Below are 17,967 nucleotides of genomic sequence, written 5' to 3'. Positions count from 1 at the left end.
CACCGAGCGAAGCTCGGTGGTTCGCTTGCACAGCGCGCAGCGCTGTGGGACCCGCTCCGCGGGTCGGTCTGGGTTGCTGCGCAACCCAGTTGCCCCGGCTTCGCCGGGGCTGGCCCTTTTAAGCCGTCAGATCCCGCGCTTCGCTTGGGATCTGAGTGCGCTTCGCGCACTAGGTCGCTTCGCTCCCTTGGCCTTCCGGCTTCGCCTTTAGGCCAGCCCGCTGGCGCGGGCGGCTGGCTAGGGGTTCGCGGGGGTCAGAACGGGACGTTGATGCCTTGCTTGCGCATGAGGGCCAGTCCGTTGCTCAAGCACCTGTCAGCTGATGCTGCATCATTACGGATGGGGCGAGGCAGTGCCCCGCCGGCTGCTGTGAAGGTCCACGGGGTGCGGGGGCGTTGTGCGTCGAACCGGATGAGGGCGCTGATCCCTTGTTCCCCGAGCCACTCCAGGATGAGCAGGGGGACGTCTTGTATTCCACTGTCCGGGTCGAACTTCGGCAGCCTGTTTCTTGCTCTGGACATGCCCTGAGCATACGGGGCCTGGTCTTGCGAGTCCCTTAATCGGCCTTCTTGCTTCAAAATATTCCTTAGCTAGACTCTGGAGTGACAGTACCCCACTGGTGAGACGTTTCAGGGTCTGGTCGAGCGCGCGGAGTGATCGGCGTTACGAGCGCAGCAAGCCAGGCTCCGGGCGCTCGGCGGGAGCGGCCTCCAAGGAGTTCACGTGCAGGTTTCCCATCAGTCCTCGCTCGAACTGGCTCTCCGTCAGCCTGACGAAAGCGGAACGGATATGACAGCACAAGAGCTTCGATCTCATCAGCGGGAAGCCGTTGATGCCGTTCTCCGCGCCCTGGAATTGCGCGCACGATCGCTTGTGCCCGAGCGGGGGCTCCGGACTCAGGTGATCATGGCGACCGGGTCCGGGAAGACCCGGGTGGCGGTCCGCAGCGCAGAAGAGCTCCACGCGGGCCGTGTGCTGGTGCTCGTACCCTCCCTGGACCTGCTCACTCAGACCGAGACCGAGTGGCGTGAAGGAGGCCGCAGGGGCCCGATGATCGGGGTCTCGTCGCTGCGCAGGGAGGAGGTGAGCTTCCCGAACACCACGGACGTGGACGAGCTGGTCGACTGGGTGAAGCCGTTCGGCAAAGTCACCGTGTTCGCCACGTACGCCTCCCTCGGGCTCGGCACGCTGGAGCAGGCGCACGAAGCCGGCCTTCCGGGCTGGGACCTCGTCGTCGTGGACGAAGCGCACCGCACGTCCGGGCGAATCGGCAAGCCCTGGGCGGTCGTCCACGACAACACCCGCATCCCGTCCCTGCGCCGCCTCTACATGACCGCCACACCCCGACTGTGGCAGCTGGACGAGGACGCCGAGCAGGGCGGCGCGCCGGGCGATCTGGTGGCCAGCATGGAGGACGACCCGGACGGACCGTTCGGGGCCCGCTGCTACACGCTGACGCTGTCAGAGGCGATCGACCGGGGCATCTGCGCGCCGTATCAGGTGGTGTGCGTGGACATCACCGACACCCAGCTCCAGGCCGCGCAGCTCCTGGGCGCTGAGGCCCGCTCGGACGAGGTCCGCGGGGCCCGGCTCGCCGCCCTCCAGACCGCGCTGCTGAAGGCGTCCTCAGAGGAGAACTTCCAGCGCACGCTGGTCTTCCACCACCAGATCCGCGAGGCCGAAGCGTTCGCGGCCGGCCTTCCCGGTGTCGCCGCGCAGCTGCACGCCGTCGACCCGGAGCTGTATCCGCGCACGGTCTGGGCGGACTGGCTGTGCGGTGAGCACAAGCCAGGCCACCGGCGCCGTGTGCTGAGCGAGTTCGCCGACGGCATCGCGACGGACGGCACGGTGGTGGAGAAGGGCTTCCTGGGGTCGGTGAAGGTGCTGGGCGAAGGCGTCGACACCAAGAACTGCGACTCCGTCTACTGGGCAGACGTGCGCGGCTCAATGCCCGACCTCGTCCAGGCCGTCGGCCGAGCACTGCGGATGCAGCCGGGCGAGGGCAAGGTCGCATCCCTCGTGGTACCGGTCCTGCTCGGGCCGGGTGAGACGGCCGACAACCTGCTCACCAGCCGGGCGTACGGCGGCTTGGCGAAGCTGCTGGATGCCCTCAGGGCGCACGACGCCCGGGTGGTAGAGCAGCTCGCCGAGCAGCAGGCCCCCAGCGCCTACAAGCCCGTCCAGAAGGCCGCGCAGGGCCAGGAGAGCCGGGGCGAGGGGAACAGGTCCGGCGGGCCGTCAGCGTCCGCGCGCAAGCTGCTGAAGTTCAGCTCACCGCGCGCCCCGGCCGCACTGGCCGCGTTCATCAGCCTGCGGGTCCTCAACCCCGAGCACGAGCACTGGCGACGCGGGGTGGAAGCCGCCGTCCTCTACGCCCGCGAGCACGGTGACTTGAAGGTGCCGTTCACGTATCGCGTGCCCGAGGGTGAAGAGGCGGAAGGGGTCGGGTGGCCGGCCTCGCTCGCCAACTTCCCGCTCGGGCAATGGGTGGCCGACGCGAGGCGCTTCTACGCCCGCGGGACGCTGGACGAGGACCGCATCGAGCAGTTGGAGAAGCTCGGCATGGTGTGGTCGCACTACAACGTCGCCTGGGAGGAAGGCCTCGCGGCGGCGCGCGGGTGGGCCGCCGAAAACGGACACCTGTTGGCTCCGCTGGACGCCACCTACCAGGGTTACCGAGTGGGGACTTTTCTAAAGAACGCCAGGGCCGCCGCACGGAAGGCCTCGGAGATCGACCAGCGGCGTGTCGAATGCCTGCCAGTTCAATCAGCGGCCGGCGCCTTGTCGGAGGAACGACGCGAACAGCTCGAGGACATCGACCCCTCCTGGTGCCCCGCATGGCCCGTGGAATGGCAACGCGCCTTCCACCTAACACGGCAGCACCTGGAAGCTGGCAGCATGCTGCCCACCGAACCAGGCAACGTCATCCACCAGGGCGCAGACCTCGGACGGTGGGTGCGCTCAGTCCGGCTCGGCTGGGACAAGCTCACCACTGTGCAGCAGTGGATGTGTGAGCAGGTCCTCGGAATCGAGCCCGCGACCGAGGAAGAGAAACCGCAGCCGCGCCGTACCCAGGCCGACAAATGGGCGCTCAACTACCAGGCCGCCCAGCAGTACTACGAACGCGAAGGACACCTTCAGGTCCCGAGGAAACACATCGAACGAATCGTCGGCGAGGACGAAGAGGAGCGGGAGCACAAGCTGGGGGCCTGGATCAGCAACCAACGCAGCAGAGCCACGACGCTGACCCCGGAACGGATCGAGCAACTCTCCAACATCGGCATGCGATGGACATAACGGACATCGCCGCCACCACCGTCGCCGCGGCCGGCCGGTGAGCAGCCAGGAACCAGCAGTGGGGCCGGGCAGGCTGATCCTCTCCGGCCCCACTGCCGTCTCGTCAGCCGAAGTTGGAGCGTCTCCTGTGCGAAGTCGGTTGGGGCCGGACTGGGCAGGGACGGCGGCGGTGCGCTGTTCTGGCGTGCGGCCTTCCAGCGCTCGGTCAGCTCGTCCTTCCACCCCTTCGGCGGAGGCCACTGGAGGCCCAGGCGGCGAGCTGGTCACGCTTCCAGCCGCCGGGCCCGGTGTGCGGCGGCTTCGATCCCGTCGGGCGAGGGCAGGTCGGTCACGGAGGGGCCCTCCGTGTTCAGAAGTTGTCCCCCGAGGCTGTGTTGGAAAAGTGAGAGGTCCGTTGTCTTGTCCAGCGGGAGCCACCCCTCAGGCATTGGGGCAATCGCCAGCGACGGGGGTTCTGCCCCGACAGGAGCGAAGAACAACTCGGCACTCTCTTCCCACACCGTCGCCTGCAAGGCGACCCGCTCGTCAAAGACCTCCTGGCGGAGCTGCAGAAGACCATCCCTTTGCAGAGCGCGGATGCAGTTCAGGAGCTCAATCGTGCCAACCATGGCCCAGGCGAGCAGTGGCACAGCCGCACGAAATCGGTCGAGCAGCGCGAAAGCATCGCCTTCCTGTCGCCGCTCCCTGTCGTGATGCACCACGTCTCCGTAGATCCAAGCCATGGCCAACCTGCGGGCATCGAGATCACGGTCCTCACCTGTGGCGGTGTCAGCGACCATGACCCAGTAACCGGCTTCTTCACGCGTTGAGGGGTTCACCCGCGCCCGCCATTCAGCACGTGCAGCCCGTACGCACTCCGCATCTCGTGGCGATATTCGGCAGAAGTAGCCCAATGCTGCCAGTGCCTTCATATGGAAGCAGTCGTCGCTCTTCAGAAGGATCGGCCTGAGTCGCGCCGCTGCGGACTCAACCACCTCCTCGGGCGGGAGCTCATACCGGATCCGCGCTTCGCCATTGTCGAAACGGACCTTGATCTTCATTTGAGTCAACGCCACAAGAGCATCCCAGTCAGCCGCGAGCGAGTGCTCCTCAACGCGGCGGGCCCTCACCACGTATGCCTCCAGCGAGCGTTGGTGCTTCTCATCAATGCTCTAGGGCTGACCGCGTCCCATGCTTCCCCCTCACCGCAAGATCCTGTAAAGCATGGCGCGGAATTCCAAACACATCCACCAAATTCGTCGGGCGACCACTTACCGCTGGCCTCACCACGAACCTTCTGTGCAGTTCACGAGCCGGGGTAAGCACCTTGGTATCCGGCTCGGCCTCACGGGGCGCTATCGGCGGGGGTAGCGCTCGTCGCCGTTGACCAGGCGGCGGATCACCCGGCCGAAGCGACTGGTGGGCTCGGCCCGCAGGTTGATGGCTTCCTTCTCGCGCTCGTAGTCGTTGAGAAGCTCATCGGCCAGGTAATCCGGGTTACGCAGCCAGAAGTCGAGCTTTTGCAGTCGGCCCTCAGCGCGCAGCACGGCCACCGCATCCTTCGGTGCGGCCTGCTGTTCTGCTTCGTTCAACGGGTCGGACACTGCCGCAATGAGCAGCAGTAGCCGAATCGCGTCGGAGAAGCGATCCCCCCCTCGTCATCATCCACTCACACACCGTAACGAATCGTGATGTGGTTGATCAATGTCTCTGCAATGACCGCTTAGGGCCGGTAGACAGCGCTTCGGATGGCCTGGTCGACCCGACGGTCATCAGCAAGTTCATGAAGGAAGCGGGCTCCGTCCGGCTGGGCTCGGAGCGCGGAGGCAACGATGCTCGCGGCGTGCCCGGTGAGCTCGCGCATCCAGTCCTTGATGTCGTCTCGCGGTTTCCACCGGTCGAAGCGGCCGTCCCAGTCGCACATGCCCTGAACGGCCGTGTCGAGCAGAGCCCACTGCTTCTCACGCGCTGCGAGGCGGGCGACATCGAGCAGCCACCACACGGCCCTGTCAGCCTCCTCCCAGCTGGGCCAGTCGTGGGCAGCAGCATGCCGAGTCAGGGCCTGGGTCACGGCAGTGGCCTGGGCAGGGTTGTCGAGCAGCGCCTTCCTGGCGGTCGTCACATTCAGTCTGGTGATCACGTCCAGGTACAGCTCATCGGAGCCGGGCTGATCGGCAGCGAGGGTGAGCAGCTGGGCGGCCGCAGCGGTGTCGTTCTTGTTGGCGTCCTCCAGCAGGCGCTGGGCGCGCACGATGGGCAGTTCGCTGCTGGCGCCTGTCTCGCGTTCGACCAGGTCGAGGAAGGCGGCCATGTCCTGGGGACGGCGGGCGGGATCGGGTTGGGTGGCCTGGCGTACGACGCCGTACCACGGGCCCGGCTCGGGAAGGAGGGGCACATTGGCCTGCGGCCAGATCCCGGTGAGTATCCAGCCGATGAGCTGCCCAAGGCTGTAGATGTCGCTGGCGGGGGTCACGTCGTGGCCGTCGAGGAACTGCTCCGGCGCGGCGAACCCCTCGGTGCCGATGGCGGTCGTGGTCAGGAGGCCGGCGGTGCTGGTCTGCCCGCGCGGGCGGCGCACGATGCCCCAGTCCGCGACCACCCAGCGGCCCTCGAGGAGCAGGACGTTGGCGGGTTTGATGTCCCGATGGATCCAGTCGTGGCGGTGAGCGTCGGTCAGGCCGACGGCGACGGCCTCGACCAGGGACCGCAGCTTGTCCGGGTCCTGCAGTTCGGTCCGCTTGTCCTCTACGGTGGCCTCGGCCTTCGGCATGACGAACCACGCGTAGCCGGGGTCGAAGTCGAGGACCGGCATGACGTGCGGGTTGTCACCGAGCCGCTGGGCGATCTCCACCTCACGGCGCATACGCCGCTTACCCCGCTCACGCCAGCCTGAGCGGCGTTTGAAGGCCACAACCGTCCCCGAGGGCTTGTGCGTGGCCGGAAACACCTCGGCCTGTCCCCCGGGCGGAGCCAGGGGGCGGGGGTCCAGCGCATAGTCTCCGCGCTCGCCGCGCGCCGTCTGGCTCACCACGTCATAGCGGTACGGCGTCGGTGCGGGTGCCAAGCGGGGAGCAGTGGGGCGGTGCCCGGTGATCTGCAGCAGAACGGGGCGGATCTGCGTGTGGTCGTTGGAGGGCAACGAGGCCAGCAGGAAGGCAGGGCCGCCGTCGGGGTCCTGGGCGAAGCCGAAGAGCTCGCCGAGCCGGGCTTCGACCATGGGTTCGCTCGTACGGCTGGCGACGTCGGTGCGGTGCACGGCAATCCAGGTCCCGGCGCCGTCGGGTGAGGCACTCAGGACGCTGCTGGCGTCGGCGCGCAGCACATGGGCCGGGAAGTGCACGGGGGTGCGGATCCAGTCTTCACGCTGGCCCGCGTCCGTGGTGCGGGCCAGATCCACGACCGTGCTGTGTCCCGAGGCGGCGAGGAAGAACCGGCGCCGCTCCAGCCAGACCGCCGAGCGCACCGCGGCAGGGAAATGGATCGGATAGCGCATCTGGTCCCCGACCGCGTCCCCGGCGCGCACCAGCGCAAGGTCCCCTTCACCGACACCGAACGTGACACCGGAGCCGCACAGTACCCACGGCTCTCCGTCCGGTCCGGCCAGCAGCACGGAGCCTTCGTCGAAGTCTCCAGCGACGGCGTGAAGACGGCCTTCATGCCAGCGGATGAGGGAGGAACCGCACAGCACCAGGACACCGCCATCCCGGCACACCAACGCAGCGCCACGGCAGCCGGGCAGCATGAGGTGCCAGTGAGCCTGGCCGCTGGCCGTATCGACCTCGAGCAGCCCGCCAGCGAAGGTGATGAGGACACGGCCCTGGGGCAGGCACGCCAGCCCCGTGGGCCGGTCAGGGCGCGCCGGTCCGATCAGCAGCACCCCCACCGTCGCCCCAGCCCACGTCCGTGTCTCCACGGGCACAGGAGACGTCAGGCGTGCCGGCACAACCATCGCCTCGGGCTCCGGCGCCGCCTTCCCCACGCCAAGCAGTTCGGCCAGCGGCAGGTAGAGCTCCTGCCGACGCACGGCACGGCGGACCAGCTCGGTCAGTGCACACAACCCAGCCGCAGCCGCATCCAGATGGGTCCGATCGAGGACGGCTCCCCCAAGCCCGGCTGCCTGGCGTACGAGCTCGTCGTCCGCCTGATCGCCCGGCCAGTACAGCACCGCCCACTGCTCGCCGCGAACCACGCGGCTCTCGGCCATGACGACCGCCAAGCCCCAAGAAGACGACTCTTCATGCCCCGCCAGGAGAAGGAGGTAGTCCCGCCCCTCGAACTCATAAGCCACCGCAGGAACGCCGGCAAGCTCGTACGTCTGTATGGAGTCCAACGACACGGACTGGACCAGCAGCGTCGAAACGATGTCGATGAGCAGCTGCGAAGGATCCTCGTCCGACTCCCTCTTGCGCCACCGGCCGTACACCTCCAGCAGCCCACGCTCCCGCTCCTCCACCCTGCTGATTCCCCCCTCGTCTCCCGAGCGTGACTCACGCATCCGCGCAATTCACATGGCCCGAGCCGTGAGCCTAAGGCCCTTGATAGTTGCGCCGCCCGGGAAATCGCTGACGATCGTCAATCCCGCTCGGAGCAGAGGCATGCGTGCGGGGCGCCCGGCGAGTCAGACCACGTCCGGTGGAGCGGCCACCTCGGTGGGGAAGAAGCCGGTGGCTGCACGACTCCTTGATCACTTCGCCATCGAGCGGGTAAGCTCTCCTTAGTCACTGAATTTTGAAGTTGCAAACCAGTCGATATCAGTCGCGGGAGTGCTCATGCCTACGATCAGCCTTCACTTCGACCCGTCCGTTTTCGCACACCTCGCCCGCGCGTCCGGCGATGACACCATCCATCTGACCCTGACCCTCGGCGGAGGTGACAAGATTGCGGAGGCCGCGCCCACCCAAGTGGTTCCCCGCGGCCCGCTCGCCGACCTGATGCAGGCCGGCCTACTTCACGCCGACACCGAGCTGACCTTCTACCAGCGGCGTGCCAACCGCAGGGGACGGGCCGTCGTCACCCCGGAAGGACAGCTCATCGTCGACGGACACGCCTCCCCCTTCCCCTCCCCCTCGAAAGCCGCCGAAGCGATCACCGGCAACGTGATCAACGGCTGGACCCTGTGGCACCTGCCCGACGGCCGCACGCTGGACGACCTCCGACGCGAACACCGCCGAGCAGACCCGCAGCATTGATCCGGTAGCGAAGCCATGGGGAGGGCGTCCATGTCCGTCATCAAGCTCCGCGAACACCAGATGAACCAGAAGGCGGCCTTCCATAAGTGGGTGGGATTCCCCGCGCGATCGTCTGTTCCCCCTCAGGGCAGGCGCGGCACGATCGTGTCCGCAACCGGGTCAGGCAAGACGATCACGGCGGCTGAGTGCGCGCTCGAGTGCTTCCCGGGCGGCCGGATTCTCGTCACCGTCCCGACCTTGGACCTGCTCGTGCAGACCGCCCAGGCATGGCGCCTGGTGGGCCACCGGGCATCGATGGTCGCGGTGTGCTCGCTGGAGAACGATGCGGTGCTGAACGAGCTGGGGGTGCGCACCACCACGAACCCGATCCAGCTCGCCCTGTGGGCCGGGTCCGGGCCGGTCGTCATGTTCGCCACATACGCCTCCCTGGTGGACCGCGAGGACATCGACGCCCCGACGGCCAGCGGAAGGTTCGCGGGCCGCTGGAAGCCGCTCTGGCGGGCGGGAAGCGACTGTACGGGCAGCAGATGGCGGGTTTCGACCTGGCGGTCGTGGATGGGGCCCACGGAACCGCCGGTGACCTTGGTCGGCCGTGGGCGGCGATCCACGACAACGCCCGTATCCCGGCGGACTTCCGGCTCTACCTCACCGCGACCCCGCGCATCCTGGCGGCGCCCCAGCCGCGAAGGGGCGCGGAGGGCCAGGAGGCGGAGATCGCGACCATGGCCGACGACCCGGAAAGCACATACGGCGCGTGGATCGCAGAACTAGGCTCTCCGAGGCGATCGAGCGCGAAATCCTCGCCGGTTTCGAGATCGACGTGCTGGAGATCCGCGACCCCTCGCCGGTCCTCGGGGAGTCGGAGGAGGCGCGACGGGGCCGGCGCATGGCGCTCCTGCAGACCGCGCTCCTGGAGCACGCCGCCGCGTGAAATCTGCGCACCGTCATGACGTTCCACCAGAAGGTCGAGGAGGCCGCCGCGTTCGCGGAGAAGCTGCCCGAGACGGCGGCCGAGCTATACATGAACGACGCCTCCGACGAGGACCTGGCCGCCGCGGACAAGCTGTCAAAGTCCTCCATCGACGCGGAGTTCTACGAGTTGGAGGCCGGCCGCCACCTACCCCCGGACCGGGTCTGGTCGGCGTGGCTGTGCAGCGACCACCTCGTGTCCGAGCGGCGTGAGGTCCTGCGGCAGTTCGCCAACGGCATCGACACGGCCGGCCGCCGGGTGCACCGCGCCTTCCTCGCCAGCGTTCGTGTGCTCGGTGAGGGCGTGGACATCACCGGCGAGCGGGGAGTCGAGGCCGTGTGCTTCGCGGACACCCGCGGCTCGCAGGTGGAGATCGTGCAGAACATCGGCCGGGCGCTGAGGCTCAACAAGGACAGCAGCACGAAGGTCGCGCGGATCATCGTGCCGGTGTTCCTGGAGCCCGGCGAGGACCCGCAGGACATGGTCGCCAGCGCCTCGTTCCGCCCCCTTGTAGCGGTCCTCCAGGGCCTGCGCTCGCATGATGAGCGCCTGGTCGAGCAGCTCGCCTCCCGCGCGCTCACCAGCGGCAAGCGCAAGGTGCACGTGAGGCGTGACGAAGAGGGGCGGATCGTCGAGGGCGACGGCGAGGACCAGGAGCAGGACGACACGCAGGCCGCCGCCGAAGCGGCCCTGCTGCACTTCTCCAGCCCGCGCGACGCGGCGACCATCGCGGCCTTCCTGCGGACCCGGGTCTACCGGCCGGAGTCGCTGGTGTGGCTGGAGGGCTACCAGGCGCTGCTGCGGTGGCGGAAGGAGAACGAGATCACCGGCCTGTACGCCGTTACCTATGACGCCGAGGTCGAAGTGGGGGCGACGAAGGCGTTTCCCCTTGGCCGATGGGTCCACCAGCAGAGGAAGGCGCTGCGGGCCGGGGAGCTGGAGGAGCGGCGCAAGACGCTGCTGGACGCGCCGGAGGCCGGGATGGTGTGGGAGCCGGGCGAGGAAGCGTGGGAAAACAAGCTCGCCGCGCTCCGCGCCTACAGGCGGGCCACGGGGCACCTCGCTCCGAGGCAGGACGCGTGTGGGACGACCCGGGCCGGCGGTGACCCCGTACCGGTCGGGCAGCACATGGCCAACCTCCGTCGGGCAGGCGGCCTGGGCAAGGACGCGGAGCGGGCAGCGGAACGCGCCGAGCAGCTCACCGCGATCGACCCGGACTGGAACTGCCCCTGGCCGCTGAACTGGCAGCGCCACTACCGCCACCTCGCCCACCTCGCGGAGGACGAACCCGGCGGAGTAGTAGCCGGCATTGCACCCGGCGTGCTGATGGACGGCGACGACATCGGACGCTGGCTGAAGCGGCAACGCCGGGACTGGAGAATGCTGTCGACCGAGCAGCAGGAACGGCTGACCGCACTGGGCGTACAGCCCGCCCAGGACCCACCTGGGGCCCCGGCGGCCAGACATGTGTCGATGGGGTCGGGGAAGGCGCGGCAGGCGTTCCAGCGGGGTCTGGTGGCCCTCGCACAGTGGATCGAACGGGAAGGCCAGCGACCCGTCCCCCGCGGTCACGCCGAAAAGATTGCGGTCGACGGCGAGACCGAGCCGGTGGTCCAGAAGCTGGGCGTATGGATCTCGAACACCAAATCGAGGCGAGACCGGCTTACCCAGGAACAGCTCGACGCGCTGCGAGACCTCGGCGTCGACTGGGCGTGACTCGGTCTGGCGCTGAGCCGCAGCGCGCGACAGCCCGGGCCGCAGTGACCTGGGCTGTCGAGCTTGTACCCGCTCCGGCTTTGGAGGTGACGGCAGCTTGCGTGGCTTCCTCGCGGGGGGAGCTACGGAGCCAGCAACTGGTCGAAGAACCCGCTCAGCATGAGCTTGGCAGCCTGTGGGTCCACAAACTCAGCGCCGCCAAACCGGTACACCTCGTACCCCTGAAGACGGATCCGCCGATCTTCTCGGACCATGTCGGCGTATAGGTCGGGTGCGGCCTTCCCATCACGCGAGTAGTGCTCCTTCCCGTCCAGCTCGAGAACGTATCGGCGACCCCCGGAAGCGAGCATCAGGAAGTCCATCCGCTGCCGCGTCAACACCTTGCCTTCCGCCCGTTGATTCCGCTGATGTTGCGCCAAGGGGTCGTAATGGAGATACACCTGTGGCAACAGAGCAGGAAAGTCTCCGAAGCCTCGCTGCATCGCGTGATCCCAGTAGGTGTCCAGCAACAGCTGCTCCGGGGCGTTGAGTGACCCCCTCAGTCGCTTCAGGAGCGCCTGCAGCCTGAGATGCTCAGACATCCCGTACATGCCGTCCTGGAGGTGCCACCACTTGCCGAGTTCGCTCCAGGTGAGGCCCGAGGCTCCCACTGGGCGGTCGTACAGCAGGCAGTGGTCCTTGTTCTTCGTGATCTCGATGACACCACCCGCGACGTCCCTCCAGACTATCTCTGGCTTCTGCGCGGCGGCGAAGATGAGGTTGCGCAGCTCGCCGCGCAGCCCCCGCAAGCCTCCTGTGAAGGTGGTCTGCTCGCGTCGTTCCAGCGCTGCGCGCGCTGGGGCGAAGACCCTGGTCAGGTCAGTAATGAGGCCGTTGCTGTGCTCCATCCGGAACGAGTAGTAGCCCTGCTTGTCGTGAAAGGGGACCTCGAACTCGATACCGAGGCGGCGCAGAACGGCCTTGAGACACCGTATGACCGCTCCCGTCTCCGAGTTGTCCATCAGTCCGTCGTGCTCAGGGTCCTGGGGCAAGTCGTCGATCAGCAGGTCGATGAGAGCGTGCGCAGCCTCTTCGTCACCGCCGGCGGCCGGGGCTGTGCGAAGCTCGTTGATGGCCGCGCGATTCAGCCTCGTGTATGAGTAGTGGTCACGCTGGACGGTTTCAAAGAAGAGTTTCTGCGGCACCCTGTCCCCCTCAGCCCTCGTCGTCCGGCAGAACCCGAACGCCGGAATGATGATCTCGCAGGCCACTGACATCGAGCAGGAACTTTGAAAGCTTTGCGTTGCGGTGGCAGGCACAGATCGACGGCACCTGGGTTCGGCTCTCTGTGAGTGTCAGCCGAGGCAGCCCCTGGCTTCGGCGCTGGCACGCCTGTCAGGGCTGGAGCGGGGGCAGCGGGAAGCCGCTGGCGGTGAGGACGGTCTCGGGCCTGCCGAGCTGCAGGAGGTGCCGATACGCCGGAGAGCGCAGGCAACCTCGCCTTCCATCTCGACGACAGCACCGGCGCCCGAGCACACCTCACCGCCGCGCACACCTACGGTGCGCGTGCGGGCGATGCACGACTGACCGCATGGGTCTGGGGCGCGCGCAGCATGGTCGCGCGCGCCTCAGGCAACTACGCCCGGGCTCTGGCCGACGCCGAACAGGGACTCGCCCAACCCCTCACAGCAGTAACCCCCAACACCAGGCCAGCCGGCACCCAGGCATCAACAAGCCCTCTCCGAGCGTCAGCACTTGACCGTCTCTGCGGCGGGTCCTCAGGGGCAGCGGTGGCCCGGGGCGGGGTGGGTCATCCATACCGCGACATCGGCGACCCGTAGCGCGCTGACCGTCTCGGGCAGGCCCGCGCTCTGCCGCAGGCCAAGGAGCCGGTGGTGCAGGGCCGCGTCGTCCTCGCGCAGGGCGGTGCGCAGATCGGTCCAGAACGACGGCGGGTGGCCGAGCGCACAGCGCACGACCCGGTCGTAGACCGGCAGCAGCCGCGGCCGCTTACGGGCTAAGAGCTTTCCGGCGATCCCCCACCCAATCTTGTACTGGTCCTTCAACAAGCACCAGGCCCGGTACGCTGGCGAGCCGTCCGCGACGACCGAGGCATCGGCGTCGGCCAGATCGGTGTCGGAAGGGATGCCTCGCAGCAGTTCGGACAGTTGGGTGCCCAGCGGGCCTTCCAGCAGGTCGAGGGCGACGGGCGCGGGGACGGTCACGGACAGGGTCTGCACAGCTACCAGGTCCTCTGCGGTGAACCTGTCCGCGACCTGCCGGCGGTCACCCCCGCCCGCCAGGTGCTCGAACCGGCCCCCCGTAAACGCGCCGGCACCCGGGGACAGGCCGATCCCGAAGTAGCGGCGCAGGTCGTCCACCACCCGCTCCGCATCCAGAACGGCGTGCAGGCGCTGCCCCACCACGGACGACTCCCTGCCGGAGGACCCAGGCTCCGCGACGAGCTCGTTCATCTCAGATACCTGTGCTCTCATATGTGTCGGTTGTGGCCGGTGGCGTCGGCTGGGCCGCCCATACCTCGCTGATCAAGGTGAAGGACGTAGTGAGCATCCCGGCTCCCCAGCGTGGGGGCATGACGGAATGAGCCCTCTGGCCGTGGGTGATGCGGTTGCGGAGCTTGCGCCCCTCGTGGAGGAACTCCGTCTGCCGCTCGGTCAGGAGGCCACTCTCTTTGCCCTGCTTGATGAGGGCGTGGAGCGGCTTCGTGCCGGAGTCGGGGATCTTGGCCCGGAGGACGATCTCCATCGCGATCAGGGCGTGCAGGAGGGCCACGGTGGAGAACTCGTAGCAGAAGTAGGAGTGGCGCAGGAGCTCGCGGGAGATGTGCCGCACCGTTGCCGCGGACTGCGGGATACCGGAGGGCACCGTCAAGCCGGCGACGACGTCGTGCATGTCGGCGTACTGAGTGACGAAGTGATGGGCCCGGGGGTCGGGCACGGGGAACGGCAGGCGCTGATCGGCGGCGGCGTTCCACGGCAACGGCATCCGCGTGCCGCTGTCGGCAGACCCCGTCCGGGCAGGTGGCTCCTCCCCGAGGAAGAGCACAGCAAGGGAGATCTGGAGCACGAGCGCTGCCCGGTGCCGGGAAGGCGTGTCGACCAGGTCGTGCAGGACGTTGTTGCGGAGGTTCATCTGCCCCTCGGCGTTGCCCAGCACCGTCCGGAGGACGAGGGGCCACGGCGCGGGGAAGCCGAGTTCATCCAGCTTGTCGAGGAGGGAGCCAAGCTGCTGGACCTGTCCAATGGTCTCCCCTTTTGCGTGCGTGATCACCGGGATGTCGGCTGCCTGGAGTCGGCGGCGCAGCGTGCCTTCGAGGCGCGGAAGTGCCAGGGCCAGGGCCGTGTCGACATCGCCCTCCCAGAACGCCTCGAAGGCGCGGGCGAGACCGCGCATCCGAGTCTCCGGAGCATGCTCCGGGCTGGCGAAGAACGGCACGAGGTCCTCCGCCGTCGGGCGGAACCGGTCGCGGACTCGGTCCAGCTGAGCTTCGACGACCAGGCCGTGCACGTCGAGGGCGAAGACGTGCTGCCGAAAGAAGAAGCCCTCTCCTCCGGTGCTGTCGCTCCCGACGGTGCGCGTCACGACGGGGCCGTTGGGGTTGATGTACACCGTCGGCAGGGACAGCAGCCCGGACGGCAGGGCCGTGGAGTCACTCATCGTGGGAGGAGTGGTGGCGATGAAGTGAAGTGCGTGCTCCTGACGCGGTGGCTCGCCGGCCAGATCGAGGGCGGTGAACAGCTCGTAGCGCACCACGCGGGCGGTGGGCCGGGCCCGGAAGGTGATCTTGCGGACGTCCTCGCCGGGTTCGAGTGCGCGCAGGCAGGTGTTGACGGCGAGGGTCTTGCCGAAGCCGGCGCCGCCGTGGATGCACATCATCGCGCGGGCGGCGACGGTGTCGGTGATGTTCTCCCGTGCCGTCAGCAGCGCGCGGGTGGTGACGACGGAGGCGTCGGGAAGGCCGACGTACTGGTAGGTGGCCGCGGTCACGAGGCGTCTCCGTCTTCGTCAGTGGTGGAACGTGGGGCCCCGTTGGTCCGGGCTGTCCGCGGTCGTCGCGGTGGGCTCACGGCCCGAAGGGGCCGGGGCGGGCCGGGCCGGCGTGGTCAGCGCGGCCAGGGAAGCCGGGGTGCGCCAGTCGGCCGGGGGCGCAGCGTGCGGGATGAGGTCTGGCAGCGCGAGCTGCGCGAGGTCGGAGTCGGCAGTGCGAGCGAGTTCGGCCTCGGCCTGCGCACCGGTCAGTGCGCCGAGCCGCTGAGTGCCTCGGGCTGATTCACGGCGGCGTAGCGCTCGCGCTGCGAGGCCTGAAGGTCCTTCTTCAGGCGGCGTGCGCGAGCGGACCGCGCCCTTCGTACGGCACTGACCTGTTCCTCGGTGGCCTGATCGGCCAGGTCCGCGGGACCGAGGTAGCGGCCGGTGGCGGCGTGGTAGACCTCGATGCGGTGGTCGTGGTGGGGCATGAAACGGATACGGACCTGGATCCCGGCCTGGCCGGTCATCCACGCGCCCACGTAGTCGCGTCTGCGGAAGCGGATGCCGCGGGTGGTCAGCGTGCGAGTGCCGGCGTCCTCCAGGGTGAACGTCCACAGATCCGCCGCGGGCACGTCCCGCAGCGGGGTGGGATCGTCCTGCCACGCCTGAAGCGGAGTCCTGCCCCGCAACGGCGCCGGGCGGTGCTCGGTGTTCCACCAGAGCGTCCAGGCCAGAAGCTGAGTGGTGAAGTCCTCCAAGCCCAGCAGCACTTCGTCCTTCGGACGGGAGAAGCGTTTGCCGGGGCGCGGCTGGCGGGCGAAGCCAGGCAGCGAGGCCAGGAACATGCTCTCCACCGCCCGGTTCAACCCCTCCACGGTGCCCTTGAGGTGCGGGGTGTAGGCGGGCAGGTCCTCCACCGTGACGTCCAGGAGGTCGAAGGCGGCGGTCACCGTCCGGGACAGGAAGTCCTTGCCGCGGTCCACCCGTACCTTCTCGGGCACGCCACCGAACGAGCCGTAGGGTTCCTCCCGCAGCACCGCGGAGCGCAGCGCGGCCAGCACCGACTCCCGCGACGGATGCACCGGCGTGACCGCCACACCGGTGATCGCGTTGGTGGCGCAGTCGGTGAACCACGTGATCCATGGCCGGCGAGGCTTGCCCTCGACGTCGACCAGCACCGGGACCTGCAGGTGGTCGGTCTCCCACACCTGGTCACGCCAGCCCCGCGGCCGGGCCAGGAACACATCATGCTTACGCGCCGCCCGCTCCCCACCCGCAAGCCCCGCCCGCTCCCCCGGCGTCAGATCACGACGGATCGCCCGGTGCAGCGTCGGAATCGACGGAGGAGACTCGCCCTCGCCCCTGGCCGCGCGAGCAGTCAGCTCACGATGCACCGCCGCGACGTTCCCCTTCCACAAGGCCAGCAGAGCCCGGACCTCACCAGTAACCGTGAACCGTTCGGCACACGCAGACCGCTCCCCCGGTGCCCGAGCCGCAGCCTCGTCCCGCTGAGCGGCAGCCAGCCACCGCCACACCGCCCGCTCCCGCGCCCCCAGCACGTCCGCCGCCGACCTCACCTGCCCAGTGGCGAGCTTCCCCTCCCGCCGCAAGGCCAGCAGACGACGCACCGCCGGTCCCCGCAACGCCCGAACCGACACAGCCGGCAAAGCCCCGCTCAAATCACCACCCACCCCTTCCGGGGCCGGGCCCTGCTCTCCCTGATCCACACCTCTGAGCACACCAACACCCACCGGCCCAGCGGATCAGAACTCACGAAACTGAGACAGCGTCACCCCTCATGCAATAACGCCCCAGAACAGCAATACCCCGCAGTTCTCTCACGCCCAAGACAGTGGCCCCACGCCTCGAAACCGCCACCGACCAGCAACAACACACCCAGACCCCACTGTCTCACCTCACTGTCCCAAAACCGAGAGATCGCACCTGGCCCGTGATCTCGTGATCTACCCCGAAACCGTCACCCTCGCCCACACCCTGGCCACTCTCCCCCACCAACACCGGGCACGGCCCACCCGCGACATCCTCACCGTATCGGCCACAGACTCGCCCCCACCCGGTTCTCCCCCGCCACCAGCGACCCGCTCCACACCTACCTCACCCGAACACACCACTGACCAGCCCCGCCAGGTCCCCCACACCACCACGCCCCACAGCTACCTACAGACCGACCATTCCATCTACAACACACAAGATCAATCCCACGCACCAACAAAACCCTGGTCAACACCCCGAACAACCAACCGAACAACCAACCGAACAACCAACACGACACCCACAGGACCATCGACAACCACCCCGACCCACCCCAATTCCCACCACAAAACAGAACACCAGGACACAGCAGCCCAACTACAGGAGAACCACCGCTCCATCACAGGAGCGGTAGGCGGCCCAGGCCCGCACCGGGCAGATCTCGGGATCGTCGGAGTAGCGGATCTTGGCGTTGTGCACCGAGTGCTTGGTCTTGCCGGTCAGCATGGTGATAACCAGGCCGCGCGGGTGCAGGGTGACGTCGCGCCCGCCGGGACGTCACCCTGCGGGGGAAGGTGCTGTGGCGGATGCTCTACGAAAGGTGCTCTCCCCGCGTGACATCTGCCCGGACACTGGCCTGGCACGGGCACACCGCCCACGCGGGGCCGGGCACCGGCTGGGACCTGCACGAGTACCGCCACTCCGGTCTGCCCCACCTCGGTGAGGCCGGGCGTCCCTGATGGCCAAGTCCCGGCACCCGGCATTGCGTACTCGACCACTTCGGCGAGCTCGGTAAACAGTTCCGTCCGCGGTCTGGCGCAACGCCGGGCGCAGGCTTTCCTTCCGCGGGCAGGC

Annotated in this window: 9 protein-coding genes and 3 pseudogenes; 4 read left to right on the top strand and 8 right to left on the bottom strand. The window is 68.2% G+C overall.

Going from position 1 to position 17,967, the window contains the following annotated elements; all coding sequences use genetic code 11:
• The first annotated feature begins 789 nt into the window (after positions 1-789).
• Positions 790-3,297 carry a DEAD/DEAH box helicase gene (locus AB0411_RS17880; protein ID WP_366418226.1) on the top strand — a complete coding sequence of 836 codons (2,508 nt, stop codon included), beginning with the start codon at positions 790-792 and terminating at the stop codon, positions 3,295-3,297.
• Positions 3,298-3,560: 263 nt separating this feature from the next.
• Here the strand turns inward: AB0411_RS17880 and AB0411_RS17875 are convergent, their stop codons facing one another.
• The 3 genes from AB0411_RS17875 to AB0411_RS17865 all read right to left on the bottom strand — a co-directional run bounded on the left by AB0411_RS17875 (position 3,561) and on the right by AB0411_RS17865 (position 7,729).
• Complete coding sequence (locus tag AB0411_RS17875) at positions 3,561-4,337, bottom strand: hypothetical protein (protein ID WP_366418225.1); 777 nt, start codon at positions 4,335-4,337, stop codon at positions 3,561-3,563.
• Positions 4,338-4,631: 294 nt separating this feature from the next.
• Positions 4,632-4,868 carry a hypothetical protein gene (locus AB0411_RS17870; protein ID WP_366418224.1) on the bottom strand — a complete coding sequence of 79 codons (237 nt, stop codon included), beginning with the start codon at positions 4,866-4,868 and terminating at the stop codon, positions 4,632-4,634.
• Between the two features lie 131 nt (positions 4,869-4,999).
• Positions 5,000-7,729, bottom strand: a complete 2,730-nt coding sequence (locus AB0411_RS17865) for a serine/threonine-protein kinase (protein WP_366418223.1) — start codon at positions 7,727-7,729, stop codon at positions 5,000-5,002.
• Between the two features lie 316 nt (positions 7,730-8,045).
• Here AB0411_RS17865 and AB0411_RS17860 point away from each other — a divergent pair, with 316 nt between their 5' ends.
• Together AB0411_RS17860 and AB0411_RS17855 are read left to right on the top strand one after the other, a co-directional pair.
• On the top strand, positions 8,046-8,465 hold the full coding sequence (locus AB0411_RS17860; RefSeq protein WP_099870251.1) for a DUF4357 domain-containing protein: 420 nt from the start codon (positions 8,046-8,048) through the stop codon (positions 8,463-8,465).
• A 30-nt stretch (positions 8,466-8,495) separates the two neighbouring features.
• Positions 8,496-11,151: pseudogene (locus AB0411_RS17855) on the top strand (Helicase associated domain protein).
• A 122-nt stretch (positions 11,152-11,273) separates the two neighbouring features.
• On the opposite strand, the gene AB0411_RS17850 reads toward AB0411_RS17855, so the two are convergent.
• The 5 genes and pseudogenes from AB0411_RS17850 to AB0411_RS17830 all read right to left on the bottom strand — a co-directional run bounded on the left by AB0411_RS17850 (position 11,274) and on the right by AB0411_RS17830 (position 17,619).
• On the bottom strand, positions 11,274-12,407 hold the full coding sequence (locus AB0411_RS17850) for a hypothetical protein (protein WP_366418222.1): 1,134 nt from the start codon (positions 12,405-12,407) through the stop codon (positions 11,274-11,276).
• Between the two features lie 501 nt (positions 12,408-12,908).
• Positions 12,909-13,604, bottom strand: a complete 696-nt coding sequence (locus tag AB0411_RS17845) for a DUF6308 family protein (RefSeq protein ID WP_366418221.1) — start codon at positions 13,602-13,604, stop codon at positions 12,909-12,911.
• Between the two features lies 1 nt (position 13,605).
• The gene (locus tag AB0411_RS17840; protein WP_366418220.1) at positions 13,606-15,138 is read right to left on the bottom strand and encodes a hypothetical protein; all 1,533 of its coding nucleotides are present in this window, start codon (positions 15,136-15,138) and stop codon (positions 13,606-13,608) included.
• An 18-nt stretch (positions 15,139-15,156) separates the two neighbouring features.
• Positions 15,157-16,748: pseudogene (locus tag AB0411_RS38145) on the bottom strand (Mu transposase C-terminal domain-containing protein).
• A gap of 742 nt (positions 16,749-17,490) precedes the next feature.
• Positions 17,491-17,619 carry a hypothetical protein gene (locus AB0411_RS17830; protein ID WP_366418218.1) on the bottom strand — a complete coding sequence of 43 codons (129 nt, stop codon included), beginning with the start codon at positions 17,617-17,619 and terminating at the stop codon, positions 17,491-17,493.
• 91 nt (positions 17,620-17,710) lie between these two features.
• Here AB0411_RS17830 and AB0411_RS17825 point away from each other — a divergent pair.
• Positions 17,711-17,908 (top strand): annotated as a pseudogene (locus tag AB0411_RS17825) (site-specific integrase); the annotation flags it as partial.
• Between the last annotated feature and the right edge of the window lie 59 nt (positions 17,909-17,967).

Origin of the sequence: Streptomyces angustmyceticus, from assembly GCF_040701845.1 — a bacterium.
GTDB classification, from domain to species: domain Bacteria; phylum Actinomycetota; class Actinomycetes; order Streptomycetales; family Streptomycetaceae; genus Streptomyces; species Streptomyces angustmyceticus_A.
Note: the sequence above shows the minus strand (reverse complement) of the source record. Positions and strands in the feature narration are given on the sequence as shown.

Coding starts and splice junctions, on each gene's coding strand:
- AB0411_RS17830 (WP_366418218.1), bottom strand. CDS start 17,619: ATGCTGACCGGCAAGACCAAGCACTCGGTGCACAACGCCAAGATCCGC.
- AB0411_RS17880 (WP_366418226.1), top strand. CDS start 790: ATGACAGCACAAGAGCTTCGATCTCATCAGCGGGAAGCCGTTGATGCC.
- AB0411_RS17860 (WP_099870251.1), top strand. CDS start 8,046: ATGCCTACGATCAGCCTTCACTTCGACCCGTCCGTTTTCGCACACCTC.
- AB0411_RS17850 (WP_366418222.1), bottom strand. CDS start 12,407: ATGTCAGTGGCCTGCGAGATCATCATTCCGGCGTTCGGGTTCTGCCGG.
- AB0411_RS17845 (WP_366418221.1), bottom strand. CDS start 13,604: ATGAACGAGCTCGTCGCGGAGCCTGGGTCCTCCGGCAGGGAGTCGTCC.
- AB0411_RS17875 (WP_366418225.1), bottom strand. CDS start 4,337: ATGAAGATCAAGGTCCGTTTCGACAATGGCGAAGCGCGGATCCGGTAT.